Genomic DNA, 18,208 nt, shown 5'->3' with positions numbered 1-18,208 from the left:
GAGGGTCACATCACCGACCGTGAAGATGCCGAACTGCATCCGTCCTCCACCCTTCCAAGAGGTTGACGTTTCAACTATACCCCCGCAACAGGGCCGCGCCTCCGCGTATTCCGCTGCTCCGACCGGGGTCGGCGGCGTCCACCGCCCGCGGTGTCACGTCCCCGCGGACCCCGGCCCGCCTCCCCGTACCGTCACCCGCTCGGCCCGCCCCGATGGCCGCCCTCCGGCCCAGCCGCCAGGGCCTCAAGCAAGAGCCGGGTGCCGACGCCGAAGGGGTCAGTTGATGCGCCGCTGTCCGCCCGTCCCCGAGCACGGCCCCACCGAGGCCCCGCGGACCCATGCACCGGTCTGCGGGGCCGCGCCCGGCCGGCCGTGCTCTCTCGCCCGCGACACGGCCACCGCCCGGCGCCATCTGGGCGTCCCCGACCCCGACCTGGGCCGCGCGTGGTCCGCCCTGCTGGCCAAGGGCCGGGACGCGGCCCGTGAGTGCACGTCCGTGCTCGACTCGGACACCGACGACGTGCGGCGCAACACGAAGATGCCGGAAGACCTCGACGCCGCCTACGAACAGGCGACGAGGACCGTCCCGCTTCTGACGGAACGCGTCACCACCGCGCTGGAGCAGTGGCCGCGGTGGAAGAAGGCCGGCTGACCGGCCCGCCACGGCACCGGCCGAGCCGTGCGACTCGCCGCGCCCGAGGCCCGCCACGGCATCGGGGCGCCGGGGCCGTCACCCGTGCGGTTGTCGTCCGCAGCCCGGCACGGGATGCTGAGGGAGCACGGAGGGAAGCGGTGCCATGGATCGTTTTCCGCATGCCGCCAACGTCGATTTCCACAGTCCGCTGGACCTCTCCAAGGCCGCCGCCGCGGTACTGGACGCCGAAGGCCGCGTCTCCGGCTGGGGGTCCTCGGCCCAGCGCCTGCTCGGGCACTCCCCCGAGGAGGTGCTCGGGCAGCCGGCCGCCCGGCTGCTGTCAGCGGCCCCCGGACAGCGGCTGTCCACCCTCTGCAAGCTCTGCAAGGGCCACGGGCCCCGCGGCACCGTCCTGGACCTGTGCCGCCGGGACGGACGGACCCTGCGCGCGGCCGTGACGTTCAGCCCGCTCGCGCACCGGGGCGCCGCCGCGACCGTCGTGGTCGCGGCCGACCTGGACACGCAGCGCGGCTGGGAGGCGCAGCTGGCGATGCTGCAGGGGCTGGCGACCGAGTCCGCCGTGGGCCTGACGATCTTCGACACCGACATGCGCGTCGTCTGGGGGAACGTCTCCACCGATCTGGAGCTGGCGGGGATCGCCCAGTACATCGGCCGGCCGGCCGCGGATCTCTTCCCGGAGGGCGAGTTCATCTCCCGCCACCACCCTCCGGACGAAGACCAGATCATGGAACACGTGCTGACGACGGGCGAGCCGATCATGGGCATGCACTACCGCGGGCGTGCCCCCGCCGACCCGGTGCGCGAGCACGTCTGGTCCTGTTCGTACCACCGGCTCGTGGACGCCCGCGGTGAACTGCTGGGAGTCTTCGAGGAGTCCCTGGACATCACCGACCGCTACCGCGCCCAGGAACGGCTGTCGCTGCTCGTCCGGGCGGGCAAGCGCATCGGTGCCTCGCTGGACGTACGCCGTACGGCCGCGGAGCTCGCGGACGTGGCGGTACCGCAGCTGGCCGACGAGGTGCTGGTGGACCTGCCGCCGGCGGTCATCGAGGGCCGGCAGCCGCCCACGGGGTCCGCGCCGGGACACAGCCTGCTGCGGATGCACGGCCGGACGCCGGAGGAGTTCCGGACCAGTCCCGTCTCCTACCCGCCCTCGTCACCGCAGGCGCGGAGCCTGGCCACCAGCCGCCCCGTCGTCCACGCCGACCCGTGCGGGGCACCGGACGGGACGGGAGCGGCCGGCTCGCGCTGCTGCCTCTTCGTCCCGCTGCTCACCCGGAACGCGGTGCTGGGCCTCGCCACCTTCCTGCGCAGCAGCAACCCCGACCGCTTCGGGCCCGAGGAGCAGACGCTAGCGGTGGAACTGGCCGAGCGGGCCGCCGTCGGCATCGACAACGCCCGCCGGTACACCAGCCAGCACGCGGCGGCCCTCGTACTCCAGCGGAGCCTGCTGCCCCGGCACCTGCCCGAGCAGAGCGCGGTCGACGTGGCGTACCGCTACCTGCCCGCCGACAGTCGCGTGGGCGTGGGCGGCGACTGGTTCGACCTGATCCCGCTGTCCGGCGCCAGGGTGGGCCTGACCGTCGGCGACGTGGTGGGCCACGGGGTGCACGCGGCCGCGACCATGGGCCGGCTGCGCGCCACCGTACGGACCCTGGCCCTGCTGGACCTGGACCCGGCCGAACTGCTCACCCGGCTGGACGCCCTGGTCGCGCAGGACTCGGACTCCGACGCCGACGGCGGACTGGGCGACGAGACGCTCGGGGTGACCTGTCTGTACGCGATCTACGACCCGGTCGGCGGCCGGTGCGTGTGGGCGAGCGCGGGCCATCCCCCGCCGATCGTGGCCGATGCGAGCGGCTCGGTGGCCTTGTCGGCGCTGGCGCCGGGGCCGCCGCTCGGACTGGGCGGCCTGCCCTACGAGAACGTCGAGCTGAGTCTGGCCGGCGGCAGCGTGGTGGCGTTCTTCACCGACGGGGTCGTGGAGGACCGGCACACCGACATCGACAGCGGCATCGACCGCCTGGCCCATGTGCTCACCTGGCAGCGGTGCCCGCTGGAGGAGCTGTGCGACCGCGCGCTCACGGCCCGGCCGCCCGGTCCGCAGACCGACGACGCCACGCTGCTGCTCGTGCGCACCCGGCGGCTCGGCGACGACCGTGTGGCGGACCTTGAGCTGCCGCCGGACCCCGCCATGGTGGCGCGGGCCCGCACGGGCACCGAGCGCCAGTTGGCCGACTGGGGCCTGTCCGACCTGTCGTTCAGCGCGGCGCTCGTGGTGAGCGAGCTGGTCACCAACAGCATCCGGTACGCCTCCGGGCCGGTCATGCTGCGGCTGATCAGGGACCGCTGCCTGCTGTGCGAGGTCTCCGACAACGCGCACACCGCACCCCATCTGCGGCGGGCGCGGCGGGACGACGAGGGTGGCCGCGGGCTCTTCCTCGTCGCCCAGATGTCCCAGCGCTGGGGCACGCGCTACACCGCGTCCGGGAAGACCATCTGGGCCGAGCTGGCCATTCCCTAAGAGCGCCGCACCGCGGCGTACGGCTGTCCCGCGGTGGTGTTATCAAGGGTGTATGGAGGTATTTTCCGGGCGTCCTCGGACCCCGGAACGACATCCGCCCCCGGGCCGCCCGCGTGAACGCCGCGCCTCCCTGCTGGACGTGCGCAGCGCGGCCGGTCAGGTGTTCCTTCTCCAGGTCGTCATCGTGGCCCTGCTGGTCGTGGCCACGGTGGTGGGCATGATCCTCCAGGCGGCGCGTGACGCCCTTCAGCAGGGGCGACGGGCGTCGGTGATCGCGGCCCAGTCCTTCGCGAGCGCGCCGGGCACGGCCGAGGCGCTGCGGAGCCGGGACCCGTCGGCGGTGCTCCAGCCGCGGGCCGAGACGGCGCGCAAGCGCTCGGGCATGGATTTCGTCATCGTCATGAGCACGACGGGGATTCGTTACACGTACCCCTACCCGGGAGAGATCGGGAAGAGGTTCGTCGGCACCATCGGGCCCGCGGTGCGGGGCCGTACCGTCGTCGAGCAGGCCGGCGGGCCGCCCCTGCCCGCGGGCAGGGGGACGGACGTGCAGGCCGTGGTCCCGGTGACCGACTCGCGTGGCACGGTGGTCGGCCTGGTCTCCGCCGGCCTCACGGTCAGGAACGTCGCCGCACTCTGGCTGCCGCAGCTGCCGATCATCCTGGGCAGTGGCGTGGCGGCGCTGGCACTGGCCACGGCCGGCACGACCCTGGTGTCGCGGCGGCTGCGGCGGCAGACGCACGGGCTGTCACCGGTGGAGCTGGCGGGGTTGTACGAGCACCACGACGCGGTCCTGCACGCGGTGCGGGAGGGCGTGCTGATCATCGGTGACGACGGACGGCTGCTGCTGGCGAACGACGAGGCGGCCCGGCTGCTCGGGCTGCCGAAGGACGCGAAGGGGCGTCCGGTGGCGGAGCTGGGGCTGCCGGAGCCGGTCATGCGCCTGCTGTCGTCGCCGGAGGCGGTCACGGACGAGGTGTACCGCGTGGGGAACCGGTTGCTGGCGGTGAACAAACGGCCGGCGTACCCGCGGGCCGGCCGGGGAGGCAGCGTGGTGACCCTGCGGGACACCACGGAGCTGGCGGCGGTCTCCGGCCGCGCCGAGGTCGCGCGGGAGCGGCTGGACCTGCTGTACGAGGCGGGGGTGAGGATCGGCACGACGCTGGACGTGGAGCGTACGGCCCAGGAGCTGGCCGAGGTGGCGGCGCCGCAGTTCGCCGACCTGGTGACGGTGGACCTGCTCGACGCCGTGCTGCGGGGCTGGGAACCGACCGCCGAGGGCTGGCGCCAACTGCGCCGGGCGGCGATCGGCGGCGAGCGGCGGATGACCCCGGTGTACCCGCTGGGCGAAGTGATCACCTTCTCGGCCCGCAGCCCGCAGATGCGGGCGCTGCAGGAGGGACGGGGTGTGCTGGAGGCGGACCTGCGGCGGGCCCGCGGCTGGCGGGAGCAGGATCCGGAACGCTCCCGGACGGCCCTGGAGAGCGGGCTGCGGTCGCTGGTCACCGTGCCGCTGCGGGCGCGAGACGTGGCGCTGGGGGTGGTGAACTTCTACCGGACGGCGGGGTCCTTGGCGTTCGAGCCGGAGGACCTGGCCTTCGCGGAGGAACTGGCCGTTCGGGCGGCGGTGGCCATCGACAACGCGCGGAGGTTCACGCGGGAACACGCGATGGCGGTGACGCTCCAGCGCAGTCTGCTGCCGCGCGGGCAGCCGGACCAGGACGCCCTGGAGGTGGCCTGGCGGTACCTGCCGGCGGAGGCGGGCGTGGGCGGGGACTGGTTCGACGTCATCCCGCTCACGGGGGCCAGGGTGGCCCTGGTGATGGGCGACGTCGTCGGGCGCGGTCTGCACGCGGCGGCGACGATGGGCCGGCTGCGCACCGCGGTGCACAACTTCGCCGTCCTGGACCTGCCCGTGGACGAGGTGCTCGGCAACCTCGACGACCTGGTCGTCCGCATGGACGACGAGGAGCGCGCGGGTGATGCCGAGGGGGACCACGAAGGCGTGGGCGTGACCGGGGCGACCTGCCTCTACGCGGTCTACGACCCGGTGGTGGGGTGCTGCACCATGGCACGTGCGGGACACCCGGAACCGGTGGTGGTGCGCCCGGACGGAACGGTGACCTGCGCCGGGGTGCCGGCGTCGGCACCCCTCGGTCTGGGCGGCTACCCGTTCGAGACCACCGAGCTGTCCCTGCCGGAGGGTTCGCAACTGGTGCTGTACACCGACGGCCTGGTGGAGAACCGCGCGGAGGACATCGACGTCGGACTGGAGCGGCTGCGCCGTGCGCTGGACGGCTCAGCGAACCGCACCCCGGACGAGACGTGCCAGGCGGTGATCGACGCGCTGAAGCCGTCGCCCTCCGCCGACGACATCGCGCTGCTCACGGCACGTACCCGCACGTTCCCGCCTTCGCGTGTGGCCGAGTGGGAGGTGCCGCCGGACCCCGCGCTGGTTCCCTCGGTGCGGGCGCGGTGCAGGGAGACGCTGCGGAAGTGGGGGCTGGAGGAGGCCGGGTTCGCCACGGAGCTGATCGTCAGCGAACTGGTCACGAACGCGATCCGGTACGGCTCACCGCCGGTGCGCGTGCGACTGCTGCACGGACGGTGTCTGATCTGCGAGGTCTCGGACGGCAGCGGCACCTCACCGCGCCTGCGGCGGGCGGCGACCACGGACGAGGGCGGGCGGGGGCTGTTCCTGGTGGCGCAGTTCGCCCAGCGGTGGGGGACGCGGTACACGCCCCGCGGCAAGGTCATCTGGGCGGAACAGGTCCTCCACGACGGCACGTCGGCCGTCCCGCGCCTCGCCCCGGTCGACTTCCTCCTCGACCACCTCGACGATTCCGGCTCGTGAGCCGGGGCGAACCCGGGACTCCGCCCTCTTCGGACCTCCTCGGCGCGTCGGCCGCCTCGCCTGCGGCGCACCGCACGGACCATGGAGACACGCGGACCACGGACGCGCACGACACGGAACCCCTCCAGGAGCTGGGAATGATCTTCATCACCGCGAAATTCCGGGTACTGCCGGAGCACGCCGACCAATGGCCGCAGATCTCGGCCGCGTTCACCGAGGCGACCCGCGCCGAACCGGGCTGCCTGTGGTTCGACTGGTCCCGCAGCCTCGACGACCCGACCGAGTACGTGCTCGTCGAGGCGTTCCGCGACGACGAGGCGGGCGCCGCGCACGTCCGCTCCCAGCACTTCCGCGACGCACAGCGAACGCTGCCGCCGCATCTCGCCGAGACACCGCGCATCGTCAACACGACGCTCCCCCAGGAGGACTGGTCCCTGCTCGGGGAGATGGCCGTACAGGGGCGGGACTGACTTGACGGGGGGCGCGGGGCGAGGTGAACGAGGACGGCCACGCGCTGCGGTACGGAGCCGGGGTGGCCGCCGGCCGGGAAGCCTCCGCCGCACGGGCTGCCAGGGCGGCGCGGGGCGATGACCCGCCGGTCGCCGACGGTGGCGGCGGTCTCGTCGGTGGCCCGCTCGACGGCCGGCCCGATGGCCCCGCGGACCGGGCGCAGCGCGGGATGGCAGTGGGCGGCGGGTTCCCTGGGCATCCAAGCAGCGACTCGACGCACAGGTCGCCCGCTGCGGGCCGGTGGCCGGCCTGGGACCGGGCGGTGCGCAGTCCGGCGGCCTGCCGCACGACGGGAGCGGCCGGCGGCGAGGGCGGCCGACGGTAGGCGCGTTGTTCGCCAGCCCTCGGGAACGGTCCTCCCCCGCGATCGTCTACAGTTCCGTAGACCGTCTACGGAACTGTAGACCGCTGGGCGTGCACGTGCCGGGCGCGGTGCGCCCAGTCGTCCTTGCGTCCAGTCGCCCGTCCGGAAAGGACCCCTGCCGATGACCACACCTGTGGTTCTGTCGTCGCAGCTCGCGGTGAACCCGCTTGACGCGCAGTCGCTCCTGGCCGCCTTCGGCGTGCTGGGAGTGGGTGTGGTCATGTTCGCCGAGACGGGCTTGCTGATCGGTTTCTTCCTGCCGGGCGACTCCCTGCTGTTCACCGCGGGCCTGCTGTGCACCGGCACCGGGCAGCACGGCGTGAAGCTGTCCCTCGGTCCGCTGCTGGTGGCCGCGGCGGTGGGCGCGCTGGCCGGCGCGCAGTGCGGTTATCTGATCGGGCGCCGGGCGGGCGGTGCCCTGCTGGCCCGCAGCCGTTCGGCCCGGTTGCGTGAGGGAGCGGAGAGGGCCGAGGAACTGCTCGGCCGCTACGGGCACGCCAAGGCGATCGTCCTGGCCAGGTTCGTGCCCGTGGTGCGGACCGTACTCAATCCGCTGGCGGGAGCGCTGGGGGTGCCCGCCCGGGTGTTCACCGTATGGCAGACCGCCGGCGGCCTGGTGTGGAGCCTCGGCCTGACCCTGGCGGGATACGCGCTGGGCTCCTCGATCCCGAACGTGGACCGCTATCTGCTGCCGCTGGTCGCGCTGATCGTCGCGATATCGCTCGTGCCGCTCGCCGTGGAGCTGTACCGCGGCCGTGAGCGGGCCCAGGAGAAGGGGGCCCGTCGATGATGCTCGCCTTCGACGGAGCGTCGATCGACGGCTTCGCCTATCAGGACCTGGTGCGTCTCGCGCAGCGCTCGCCGGGGTGGCTGGACACCGCGGTGACGCTGTGGTCCGCGTACGGGCTGGCGCTGTTCGCCCTGCTCATGGTTGCCGGCTGGTGGCGAGCCCGGCGGACCGGGGCGACGGCGGCGGTGACCGCGCTGGCCGTTCCGGTGGTGGTGGTTCTGGCGTACGGCGTCGACGCCCTGCTCAAGACGGCGGTGCGCGAGGACCGGCCGTGCCGGAGCCTGCGGGTGAGCACCCTGGAGGCATGTCCGGCGCCCGGTGACTGGTCGTTCCCCAGCAACCACGCGGCCATCGCCGCGGCTGCCGCCGTGGCGCTGCTGTTCGTCTCGCGGCGGCTGGGCGCGGTCGCCTGCGTGGCGGCGGCTGCCATGGCGGCCTCGCGGGTCTGGGTCGGCGTGCACTACCCGCACGACGTGGTGACCGGGCTGGTGGTGGGCGGGCTGATCGCTGCCGTCACGATGCTCGCCGTCCGGCGCGGATCTCCGGCGCTGGCCCGCCGGGTGACCGCGTCGGCTCCGCTCCGTCCGCTGCTGTCGGCCTCGTGAACCGCAAGGAGGTCGCCGAGCTGGCCGGCAGCGTAGGCCTCGGCGCCTGGGCGGCGTTCGCCGTACTGGCCATGGTCGTCGGCGGCCGGGCCGGTGCTCCGCTGTGGCTCGATCACGGCCTCCACACCTGGGCGGTCGGCCACCGCCCTGAGATGGCCGTGACGGTGGCACGGGGCGTGACCAGTACCGGTACCGGTGTCGTTCCCTACCTGCTCGCCACGCTGGCCGGCGCCCTGATGGGCGGTACCGCGCGGCAGCGGTGGCAGGCCGCCGCGCTCTGCCTCGCCTGCCTCGGGCTCGGGCAGCTGCTGCGGTCGGGTGTGATGGAGCTGGTCCACCGGCCGCGCCCCCCGCACGCGGACTGGGCGGCGCACGCCGGCGGCTGGGCGTTTCCGTCGGGGCACACCACGACGGCCGCACTGACCGCCGGCATGCTCGTCCTCGCGCTGACCCTGCGCGCCCCCCGCGGTGGCACGGCCCTGCGGACAGCCGTCGCCTGCTGGGCCCTGCTGGTCGGCCTGACCCGGATCTACCTGGGCGTGCACTGGTTCACCGACGTCGTGGGCGGCTGGCTGTTCGCCGTCGGCTGGCTGGGAACGTGCCTGTGCGCGGCTGCCTACGTCCTGCCCGCCGCCTTCCTCGGCCCCACGACGGTTCCGGCCGCCGAGCCGGCGCAGGAGCAGGCACCCCACGATCCTGGCGACGCAGGCCGGTCACGTCCCGCGTGACGCCGTGCGTCGCGGCCTGCAAGAAAAGGACTGCGCGCCTGTTCTCGCCGCCGACGGTGCCACCGCCCCGCGACCGGCCGCCGACGGCGTCGCGGCGACGGCGCTGGACGTGGGCTCGCCCGACGCGGACGGCCGGGATGTGTGCGGGCGAGGCGCGCCGACGGCTCCCCCGGACCGGTGATCTTCCTGGCCGCCCGGCACCGGACTCACCGACCGCCTGTACCTCACGGCTGCCGCCATCGACCGCCGGCGGCCTCGCACTCGCGCCCGGCGCCCCGCGCCCCGCGCCCCGCGCCCCGCGCCCCGGAGCCGTAGTACCCCGGTACCACCCGTCCGGCCTGGTTCAGCCCTCGGTACCACCGGACGAGGCAGGTCACGGACCTAGCGTGAGGAAGGAGGCGCCGGGCGTCACGGGCGCCGGAGTCCGAGGGAGAACGTGAATGATCGAGGCACAGCAGCTCACCAAGAGGTACGGGGAGAAGACAGCCGTGGACGGTCTGGACTTCACCGTGAGGCCGGGCACGGTGACCGGGTTCCTGGGACCCAACGGTGCGGGAAAGTCCACGACGATGCGCATGATCGTCGGGCTGGACGCGCCGACCAGCGGCTCCGTCACGGTGAACGGACGGCGCTACGCCCGCCACGAGGCGCCGTTGCAGGAGGTGGGCGCGCTGCTGGAGGCCAAGTCGGTCCACCCCGGCCGCTCGGCCCGCAACCACCTCCGTGCCCTCGCCCTCACCCACGGCATCCCGCGCCGCCGGGTCGACGAGGTCGTCGAACTCGCCGGTCTCGGCAGCGTCGCGAAGAAGCGCGCCGGTGCCTTCTCCCTCGGCATGGGCCAGCGGCTCGGCATAGCGGCCGCCCTGCTCGGCGACCCGCAGACCGTGATGCTGGACGAGCCCGTCAACGGGCTGGACCCCGAGGGCGTCCTGTGGATCCGCAACCTGCTCACCTCCCTCGCGGGCGGGGGGCGCACGGTGTTCGTCTCCTCGCACCTGATGAGCGAGGTGGCGCTGGTGGCCGATCACCTCATCGTCGTCGGGCGGGGGCGGCTGCTCGCCGACACGACCGTGCGGGACCTGGTCCGGCAGGCCGGCGGCGACACCGTGCGCGTCGCGACGGACGACCCCGCGCGGCTGCGGGACGTGCTCGCCGGACCGGGCGTGGAGATCACCGGGCGCATCGGCTCGGAGGAACTGCAGGTGACCGGCGTCTCCGCCCGGGAGATCGGCCTGAAGGCGGCCGAGCACGCCATCCCCCTGTTCGAGCTGACCACCCAGGCGGTGTCACTGGAGGAGGCGTTCATGGAACTGACCCGGGACGCCGTGGAGTACCACGGCTCCACGACCGGCACCGAGACCTCCGGGAGCGCGGCATGAGCACCCTCACGGCGACCCCGAAGACCCCCGAGACACCCGAGACACCCGAGACGGCAGTGGGCGCCGCGTCGCGGCCCGTCCACCGGGTGACCGGACGGCGCGTGCTGGCCTCGGAGTGGGCCAAGCTCTGGTCCCTGCGCTCCACCTGGATCACCCTCGGGCTGGGCCTGCTGTTCCTCGTCGCCTTCGGTGTCATCGCGGCGAGCCACTACACGTCGAACATCGACTCCGGCCGGCACCCGGACCGCGACTTCGCCACCGCGACCGCCGTGAGCCTGTCCCTGTTCGGCACGAACTTCGCCCAGCTCGCCCTCGGTGTGCTCGGCGTACTGGTCACCGCGGGCGAGTACTCCACGGGCATGATCCGTTCGACCCTCACGGCCGTACCGCGCCGCCTGCCCGTGCTCTGGTCCAAGGCGGCGGTGCTCGGCGCGGTCGCGCTGGTGCTCGCGACCGCCGGCGCGTTCGCCGCCTTCCTCGCCGGCAGCCGGATCGTCTCCGGCACGCCCGCCGCGATGGGTCTCGGTCACGCCGGTGTCGTACGCAGTCTGCTGGGCGCCGGACTCTACCTCGGCCTGGTCGGCGTGATCGGCACCGCCCTCGGCGCGCTGCTGCGGTCCGTGGCGGGCGGCATCTCTGTGCTCGTGGCCGCTTTCATGCTGGTACCCGGACTGGTCTCCCTGCTGCCCACCTCGTGGCAGGGGCACATCGTCGCCTACCTTCCCAGCCACGCGGGCGAGTCGGTCTTCGCCCTGACCCACGACCCGACAGCCCTGTCGCCCGGCGCCGGACTCGTGGTCTTCCTCGGCTGGACGGCGCTGGCGCTCGCCGGGGCGTCGTACCGGCTGCTGCGCGGCGACGTCTGAGCGCGGCCCCCATCATGGGCTGGTGACCTCCGTGACCACCGAAGACCTCAGCGGGGTGGGTCCGCTGGTCGCCCGGCTCGGCCGGGCCGCCCAGCGGCTCCGGGACGCCGACCGGGCCCGCCCCTGGATTCTGGACAGCGCGGTGGTGGTGCTGGTCCTCGTGGTGTTCTGTCTGCCCGACCTCCTGCACGCGGTCGGCCTGGTCGGCCCGGACGGTGACGGCGACGAAGCGCGCCGCTTCCGAGTGGCGCTCACCCGGTTGCCCGTGGCCGGGATGCCGGCCCTCCAGGCCGGGCTGGTGCTGCCGCTGCTGTGGCGACGCCGGGCACCGGCGGTGGCCTTCGGCGCGGTCACGGCCGTGTTCGTTCTCCAGTGGGCGATCGGTGCCGCCCTTCGCGCGGACGTCGCCCTCCTCGTCGCCCTGTACAGCCTGACCCTGCACGGACGGCTACGGCAGCTGCCGTGGGCCTGCGCGGCGACGGCGGGGGCACTCGGCCTGGTCGCGGTCAGGCTGTCGTCGGCGGTCCCGGTCTGGGACGCGCTCTTCTTCCTGCTCAGCACGGCGACCGCGGCCCTCGCGCTCGGTCTGACGATCCGTATCCGGCGGGCTCAGCTGGCCGGGCTGCGCGACCGTGCGGCCCGGCTGGAGACCGAACGCGACCAGCGGGGCCGGCTCGCCGTCGCGGCCGAGCGGGCCCGGGTGGCCCGCGAGATGCACGACATCGTCGGCCACAACCTGTCCGTCATCATCACACTCGCCGACGCGGGCGCCTACGCCACCGCCGCCTCCCCGGAGCGGGGGAAGGAGGCCTTGCACCTCATCGGCGACGCCGGCCGCCAGGCCCTCGGCGAACTCCGCAGAGTCCTCGGCGTCCTGCGTGAGCCGGACGGCCCGCGCGGGGAGATCGAACTCAGCCCCCAGCCCGGTCTCGCGGACATCGACGCGCTGTGCGAGGCGGTGCGCGCCGCCGGCGTGGAAGTCGTCTACCGTACGGCCGGTGACGTCGACGCCCTCGACGGCGGAGTGCAGCTCGCGGTCCACCGCATCGTGCAGGAGGCACTGACCAACACTCTCAAGCACGCGGGTGCGGGCGCCCGTGCGAACCTGGCGGTCGTCGTCGAGGACACACGGCTGACCGTCACCGTCCAGGACTCCGGCCCCTCCACACCGGCCGGCCGTCCCGGCCCGGCGAACGAGGAAGGACACGGCCTGGTGGGCATGCGGGAACGAGCGGCACTCTACGGCGGGCACGTCAGCGCGGGCCCGGCCGGTGGCGGCTGGACGGTGCGCGCCACCCTCGACCTCGCTCCCCAGGCCGGCGCCAGATGACGACCGTGCTCATCGTGGACGACCAGCCGCTCCAGCGGTACGGCTTCCGCATGCTCCTGGACTCCGTGTCCGAGACGGAGGTGGTCGGCGAGGCCGCGCACGGCAGCGAGGCCGTCCGCAAGGCCGCCGAACTGCGCCCCGACGTCGTCCTCATGGACGTACGGATGCCGGGTATGGACGGCATCGAGGCCACGCGCCGCATCGTCGCCGCCGGCGACCGTTCCCGGGTCCTGGTCCTGACCACCTTCGACATCGACGAGTACGTCTACGCCGCCCTGCGCGCCGGAGCCAGCGGCTTCCTCCTCAAGGACGCCCGCCCCGAGGAACTCCTCGCCGGCATCCGCGCCGTGGCCGCAGGCGACGCGGTGATCGCGCCCGCCCTCACCCGGCGCCTGCTGCACGAGTTCGCCCGTCTCGTGCCACCCGGCGGCACCGGCTCACCCGAGGATCCGCGCCTCGGCGCCCTCACCGACCGCGAACGCGAGATCCTCGTCGCCATCGGCAGGGGCTGGTCCAACGGAGAGATCGCCACGCGATTCGTGCTGTCGGAGTCCACGGTGAAGACCCACGTCGGTCGCGTCCTGTCCAAGATCGGCGCCCGCGACCGCATCCAGGCGGTGATCTTCGCCTACGACCACGGCCTGGCCCGGCCCCACGCGGGCTGAGCCCGCCCGGGGGCGGTGACCAGCCCGAGCCGGGCGGGTCCTGCGGCCGTCAGGACGCGGGATCGGTCAAGGTCTTGAAGCAGGGGTCGAGCAGTTCGATGATCCGCTCCGGCCGGGTGTCGCGCAGCGGTTCCAGTTCGAGCAGATGCTTGCCGACGACGACGCCCAGGTGGGCCATGATCAGCAGTGCCGCCCGCAGTTCGGCGTCGTCCCCCTCCAGGACCGCGGAGACCTGCTTGATCTGGCGGTCGAACGTCTCGCGCATCTCCGCGGCCGTGTCCGGGTGGGTGAGCATCGAGCGGAGCATGGCCAGCGAAGGGGCGGGCATGCCCGCGAGTTTCACGCCGAGACCTGCCATGAGCTGCGCGATGAGCGGGTCGGCGGTCTCCGGGGCGGACTGAGCGGCGTCGAGCCGGACCACCTGCCTGAAGAGGTTCTCCTTGCTGTCGAAGTACTGCATCACCAGGGCGGGGTCGACCTGGGCCGCTTTGGCGATGCCTCGGATCGTCGCACGGTCGTAACCGAGCTCACCGAACAGCTGACGCGCGACGTTCAGGATGCGCTTCTCGGTCGAGCGGCGTCGCTCGGCTCGCGAGAGCGGGGGCTCTTCGGTACTCACACACCCATGCTAACCGCTTCACTCAACACACGTTGACCGTGACTGCCGCTTCACTCTACGCTCGTTGAGTGAAAGCGCGGCCGACGGTATCCCGCTCGGCACTTCGACGTCGTCGACGGCGCGCGGCCCCATCGCCCCGGTCCTCCCAAGGAGCAGCATGTCCAACCAGAACACCGTCGGCTCGCCACCCGCCAAGGACGAGCCCGGCGCACCGGGACAGTCGGCGACCGCGCCGTCACGCCCGAACCGCTCCGCCCTCACCCTCACGGTCATCGTGACCTGCTACCTGATGGTGGCCATCGACTCGACGATCGTGAACATCGCACTGCCCAGCATCCAGAAGGCCCTGGGCTTCTCCCCCGTCGGCCTGTCGTGGGTGATCAACGCCTATCTGCTGGCCTTCGGCGGCCTCCTGCTGCTCGGCGGCCGCATGGGCGACATGTTCGGGCGGCGCCGGGTGCTGGTCGTGGGCACCGTGATCTTCACGGTGTCCTCGCTGCTCGGCGGCATCGCCGACACGCCGTGGCTGCTGGTCACGGCCCGGGCGCTGCAGGGAGTGGGCGCGGCGATGGCGGCACCGGGCACGCTCGCCCTGATCGCCGGCAACTTCGAGGAGGGCGCGCCCCGCAACCGGGCCCTGAGCATCTACTCCGCCACCGCCGCGACCGGGACCTCGCTCGGTCTGATCCTGGGCGGCATCCTGACCTCCCTGGCGTCCTGGCGGTGGATCCAGTTCGTCAACGTACCCATCGGTCTGGCGGTGGCGGTGCTCGCCCCGATGTGCATCCGGGAGACCCCGGCGCACTCCGGCCGCTTCGACTTCGCCGGGACGGTCAGCGGCACCGCCGGTGTCACGGCCCTGGTGTACGGGCTGATCCGGGTGCCCTCCGAGGGCTGGGGCAACGGGGTGTCGCTGGCCTGCTTCGCCGCCGCCGTGGTCCTGCTCGTCTCGTTCCTGCCGGCCGAGCGCCGAGCCGCGCAGCCCATCGTCCCGCTCCAGCTGTTCTCGGAGCGCACCCGCACGGCCGCCTACACCAGCATGCTGATGTTCACGGCGACCATCCTCAGCCTGTTCTACTTCCTCAGCCAGTTCATCCAGGATGTCCTGGAGTTCTCCCCGATCCAGGCCGGCCTCGCCTTCCTGCCGATGACCCTGGGCATGTTCGTCGTGGCGCGGGCGGTGCCGAGGATGCTGCCCAGGCACGGTGCCAAGCGGTTCATGGTCGTCGGCGCGCTGCTGATGACCGTCACGGCGATCTGGCTCAGCACCATCTCGGTCTCCGACAGCTACCTCACGGGCGTGCTCGGTCCGATGCTGCTCTTCGGCATCGGCGCGGGCTGCTGCCTGATGCCCACGAACGTGACGGTGCTCAGCGGCGTCCCCCAGCAGCTCGCCGGCGCGGCCTCGGGCGTGCTGCAGACGATGATGCAGCTGGGCGGTGCCCTGGGCCTGGCCATCCTGGTCACCGTGTACGGCACGTCCGCCGACGATGCCGCCAGGCACGCCGGCACGGGCGCCGGCGCGGTGCACAAGGTGGTGACGGAAGGTGTCCGCAGCGCCTTCGCCGGCAGCATCGTCTTCGTCGGCTGCGCTCTGGCCGTCGCCCTGCTGGTGATCCGCGTCCCCGAGCCCCCCGCCGAGGCATGAGCACTCTCCCCCGGCGCTCCGCACCCGGCTCCGCCGCTGAACTCCCTGTCCGGGCCGTCATGGCGGCTGCACGCCTAGCCGACCCCCAGGCTAAGAACCTCGGACATCAGCAACAGTGGACACACGCGAGCCACTGCCGGGCACACAGGAGGCGGAGACCGTGGTCACCGCTCCGCGGCCGACGGGGGCGACCGATCCCGGCGGCATCGGACGGCGCGTGCGGACCGGACGCCTACGGCAAGGGATGAGTCCGGTGTCCACGGTCGCCGCACTGCGCGGTGGAGGCATGGATCTTCCACCCGGTCGGGGCCACGCTCTGCCGTACCACCAGTTGCGGAACCTGTCCCCGGAGGAACGCCGCACCCTGCTGTCCACGCACGGCGTCGGTCGCGTCGCGGCGTCGGCGTCCTTCGGCCCGGCGAGTGTGGTGCGAGGCGCGGTGCCAGGGCCCGCGAGCCCGGCATGATCCGAACGAGAGGCCCTCATAGGTGACCCGGAAGCACCCGCGGACGTCCGGCCGCAGGCACACCTTCGGCAGGTCGCCACCGGCTGACGACACCGAGTCGCCCCGGTCCGCGTCGTCGGCGACGGGCAGCTGTTCGACGTGGCGTACCGCCATGCGGCGAGCCGCCCGGGCGAGGGTGTCGCCCGACCGGACCGTGACGGCGGGCCCCGGGCGTACGCGTGCGCGGGTCAGCGACGGAGCAGGCCGAGGTCGATGGCTGTGGCGACGGCGGCGGTGCGGGATTCGACACCGAGTTTGCCGTAGACGCGGGCGAGGTGTGACTTGACGGTTCCCTCGGTCAGGTGGAGGCGTGCGCCGATGGCTTGGTTGGACAGGCCCTCGGCGACCAGGGCGAGGACTTCTCTCTCGCGCGGGGTCAGGGCGGTGCCGGGGGCGCGGAGCCGGTTCATCAGCCGGTCCGCGACGCTGGGCGCCAGGGTGGTGCGTCCGGCGGCGGCGGTGCGTACGGCGGCGGCCAGGTCCTCGGGCGGGGCGTCCTTGAGGAGGTAGCCGGTGGCGCCGGCTTCGATGGCGGGCAGGGTGTCGGCGTCGGAGTCGTAGGTGGTGACGATCAGCACGCGGGGGGCTCCTGGCCGGGCGGTGATCCGGGCGGTGGCTTCGGCACCGCCCATGCCTCTGCCGAACTGCAGATCCATCAACACGACGTCGATGTCGCCTTCGGCGGCGCGGGTGACGGCGTCCTCGGCGGTGGCGGCTTCGGCCATGACGAGGAGGCCGGGTTCGGTTTCCAGTACGGCGCGCAGTCCGGCCCGTACGACGGGGTGGTCGTCGGCCAGGAGCAGGCGGATGGGGGTGTCGTCGGTCACGGGCGGGCCTCGGGCTCGGTCTCGGTCGGCGGGGTGAGGGGCAGCCGGGCGGCCAGGGCGGTGCCGTGGCCGGGAGCGGATGCGATGGTGAGGGTGCCGCCGAGGGCGTGGACGCGGGCGCGCATGGCGGCCAGCCCGAAGCCGCCTGCCTCGGGGTCGGGGGCGGGCACCTGGTCGGGGTCGAAGCCGTGCCCGTCGTCGACCACGTCAAGGGCGACGCGGTCGCCGAGGTAGCTGAGGGTTACTTCCGTGGTGGTGGCCTCGGCGTGGCGGACGGTGTTGGTCAGGGCTGACTGGGCGATCCGCAGCAGGGCGACCTCGTGCGCGGTGGCGAGCGGGGCGGGGTCGCCGGTGAGGTGGAAGCGTGTGGGCAGCCGGTGCCGGGCGGATGTGGTGGTGCACAGGCGTTCCAGGGCGCCGGCCAGGGTGGTGCCTTCCAGCGTGGGCGGGGTGAGGGCGGCGACGAAGCGGCGGGCTTCGGCCAGGTTGTCGACGGCGGCCTGCCGCGCCTGGCCGACGTAGTGGGCCGCGTTCTCCGGGGCCTGGGGCAAGGCGCGTTCGGCGGCTCGCAGCAGCAGTTGGATGCTGGACAGGCCCTGGGCGAGGGTGTCGTGTATCTCGCGGGCCAGGCGGTCGCGTTCGGCGAGGACACCCGCGGTGTGCTGGGCGGTGGCCAGATCGGCGCGGGTGGCGGTGAGCTCTTCGATCAGTCTGCGGCGGTGTTCGCTCTCCCGGTACAGGGCCTGGTACCCCCACACCACGGCGACCGCCACAGCGGCGCCGAGCGCGGGACCGATGGCCATGGCCGGGCTGAAGGAGTGCTGGTGGGCGGCGAATCCCGCGATCGCCGCGGCGGCGGTCGCGATCACCGCCGTCAGTCCGGCGCGGCGGGGAAGCAGGTGCAGCTGGAGGAAATAGAGCGGGAAGGCGACCCACACGGCGTCGGGGGACAGGGCGAGGAGCACCAGCCAGCAGGCGCCCACGGCAGCCAGCCACAGCCCGGCGGCCCGCCGCGAGCGGCGTACGCCCGGCAGCACGGGCCCGATCGCGTACACCAGACCGCACGCTGCGGACGCGGCGACGATCCATCCGGCGTGGGGCCGGTCGCCGGTCACGGCCCGGGCGGCGGCCAATGCGAGCAGGCCGATGAGCAGCAGATGCAGGCACCAGGCCAGGGCTCGGGTGGTCGGGGTCAGGGCGGGAGCAGCGGTGTTCACAGTACGTCCCAGACTACGGAGGCGGCGGGCCGAGGGGCCTCTGTCGAAAGTTGCGACCCGCATTCCGCCTTTCGGCCCGCCAAGTGCCGTCCTGCGCCAGACCCGCGCACTGGGGGTCGTCG

15 protein-coding genes are annotated in these 18,208 nt (G+C 73.4%); 12 read left to right on the top strand and 3 right to left on the bottom strand.

Translation table 11 applies throughout. The features are described from left to right. Positions 1-283: 283 nt before the first annotated feature. From LG395_RS37920 to LG395_RS37865, 11 genes are all read left to right on the top strand, one after another. On the top strand, positions 284-652 hold the full coding sequence (locus LG395_RS37920; protein ID WP_225813659.1) for a hypothetical protein: 369 nt from the start codon (positions 284-286) through the stop codon (positions 650-652). Positions 653-797: 145 nt separating this feature from the next. Then, on the top strand, positions 798-3,179 hold the full coding sequence (locus tag LG395_RS37915) for a SpoIIE family protein phosphatase (RefSeq protein WP_225813658.1): 2,382 nt from the start codon (positions 798-800) through the stop codon (positions 3,177-3,179). Between the two features lie 52 nt (positions 3,180-3,231). Beyond that, entirely contained in the window at positions 3,232-6,033 is a 2,802-nt protein-coding gene (locus LG395_RS37910) for a SpoIIE family protein phosphatase (RefSeq protein WP_225813657.1), read from the top strand. Between the two features lie 137 nt (positions 6,034-6,170). Continuing rightward, on the top strand, positions 6,171-6,503 hold the full coding sequence (locus tag LG395_RS37905; RefSeq protein ID WP_171158818.1) for a putative quinol monooxygenase: 333 nt from the start codon (positions 6,171-6,173) through the stop codon (positions 6,501-6,503). A 525-nt stretch (positions 6,504-7,028) separates the two neighbouring features. After that, positions 7,029-7,697 (top strand): DedA family protein, encoded by a 669-nt coding sequence (locus tag LG395_RS37900; protein ID WP_225813656.1) that lies wholly within the window; start codon positions 7,029-7,031, stop codon positions 7,695-7,697. Beyond that, positions 7,694-8,302 (top strand): phosphatase PAP2 family protein, encoded by a 609-nt coding sequence (locus LG395_RS37895; protein ID WP_225813655.1) that lies wholly within the window; start codon positions 7,694-7,696, stop codon positions 8,300-8,302. The genes LG395_RS37900 and LG395_RS37895 overlap by 4 nt, the downstream gene beginning before the upstream one ends. Further along, positions 8,299-9,030, top strand: a complete 732-nt coding sequence (locus tag LG395_RS37890) for a phosphatase PAP2 family protein (protein WP_225813654.1) — start codon at positions 8,299-8,301, stop codon at positions 9,028-9,030. Before LG395_RS37895 ends, LG395_RS37890 begins: the two co-directional genes overlap by 4 nt. A 440-nt stretch (positions 9,031-9,470) precedes the next feature. Further along, complete coding sequence (locus LG395_RS37880) at positions 9,471-10,409, top strand: ABC transporter ATP-binding protein (RefSeq protein WP_225813653.1); 939 nt, start codon at positions 9,471-9,473, stop codon at positions 10,407-10,409. Further along, complete coding sequence (locus tag LG395_RS37875) at positions 10,406-11,275, top strand: ABC transporter permease (protein WP_225813652.1); 870 nt, start codon at positions 10,406-10,408, stop codon at positions 11,273-11,275. Before LG395_RS37880 ends, LG395_RS37875 begins: the two co-directional genes overlap by 4 nt. Before the next feature lie 22 nt (positions 11,276-11,297). Further along, the gene (locus LG395_RS37870) at positions 11,298-12,605 is read left to right on the top strand and encodes a sensor histidine kinase (protein ID WP_372463519.1); all 1,308 of its coding nucleotides are present in this window, start codon (positions 11,298-11,300) and stop codon (positions 12,603-12,605) included. Continuing rightward, positions 12,602-13,270, top strand: a complete 669-nt coding sequence (locus tag LG395_RS37865; RefSeq protein ID WP_171158812.1) for a response regulator — start codon at positions 12,602-12,604, stop codon at positions 13,268-13,270. The genes LG395_RS37870 and LG395_RS37865 overlap by 4 nt, the downstream gene beginning before the upstream one ends. 49 nt (positions 13,271-13,319) lie before the next feature. On the opposite strand, the gene LG395_RS37860 is transcribed toward LG395_RS37865, so the two are convergent. Then, on the bottom strand, positions 13,320-13,889 hold the full coding sequence (locus tag LG395_RS37860; RefSeq protein WP_225813650.1) for a TetR/AcrR family transcriptional regulator: 570 nt from the start codon (positions 13,887-13,889) through the stop codon (positions 13,320-13,322). A gap of 157 nt (positions 13,890-14,046) precedes the next feature. Between LG395_RS37860 and LG395_RS37855 the strand changes: the two genes are divergently transcribed. Further along, positions 14,047-15,537 (top strand): MFS transporter, encoded by a 1,491-nt coding sequence (locus LG395_RS37855; protein WP_225813648.1) that lies wholly within the window; start codon positions 14,047-14,049, stop codon positions 15,535-15,537. A 693-nt stretch (positions 15,538-16,230) separates the two neighbouring features. On the opposite strand, the gene LG395_RS37850 is transcribed toward LG395_RS37855, so the two are convergent. Both LG395_RS37850 and LG395_RS37845 read right to left on the bottom strand, forming a co-directional pair. Continuing rightward, on the bottom strand, positions 16,231-16,869 hold the full coding sequence (locus LG395_RS37850) for a response regulator (protein ID WP_171158809.1): 639 nt from the start codon (positions 16,867-16,869) through the stop codon (positions 16,231-16,233). Further along, the gene (locus LG395_RS37845) at positions 16,866-18,086 is read right to left on the bottom strand and encodes a sensor histidine kinase (RefSeq protein WP_225813646.1); all 1,221 of its coding nucleotides are present in this window, start codon (positions 18,084-18,086) and stop codon (positions 16,866-16,868) included. Before LG395_RS37845 ends, LG395_RS37850 begins: the two co-directional genes overlap by 4 nt. Positions 18,087-18,208: the final 122 nt, after the last annotated feature.

Origin of the sequence: Streptomyces spinosus, from assembly GCF_020400655.1 — a bacterium.
Lineage (GTDB): Bacteria > Actinomycetota > Actinomycetes > Streptomycetales > Streptomycetaceae > Streptomyces > Streptomyces argyrophylli.
Note: the sequence above shows the minus strand (reverse complement) of the source record. Positions and strands in the feature narration are given on the sequence as shown.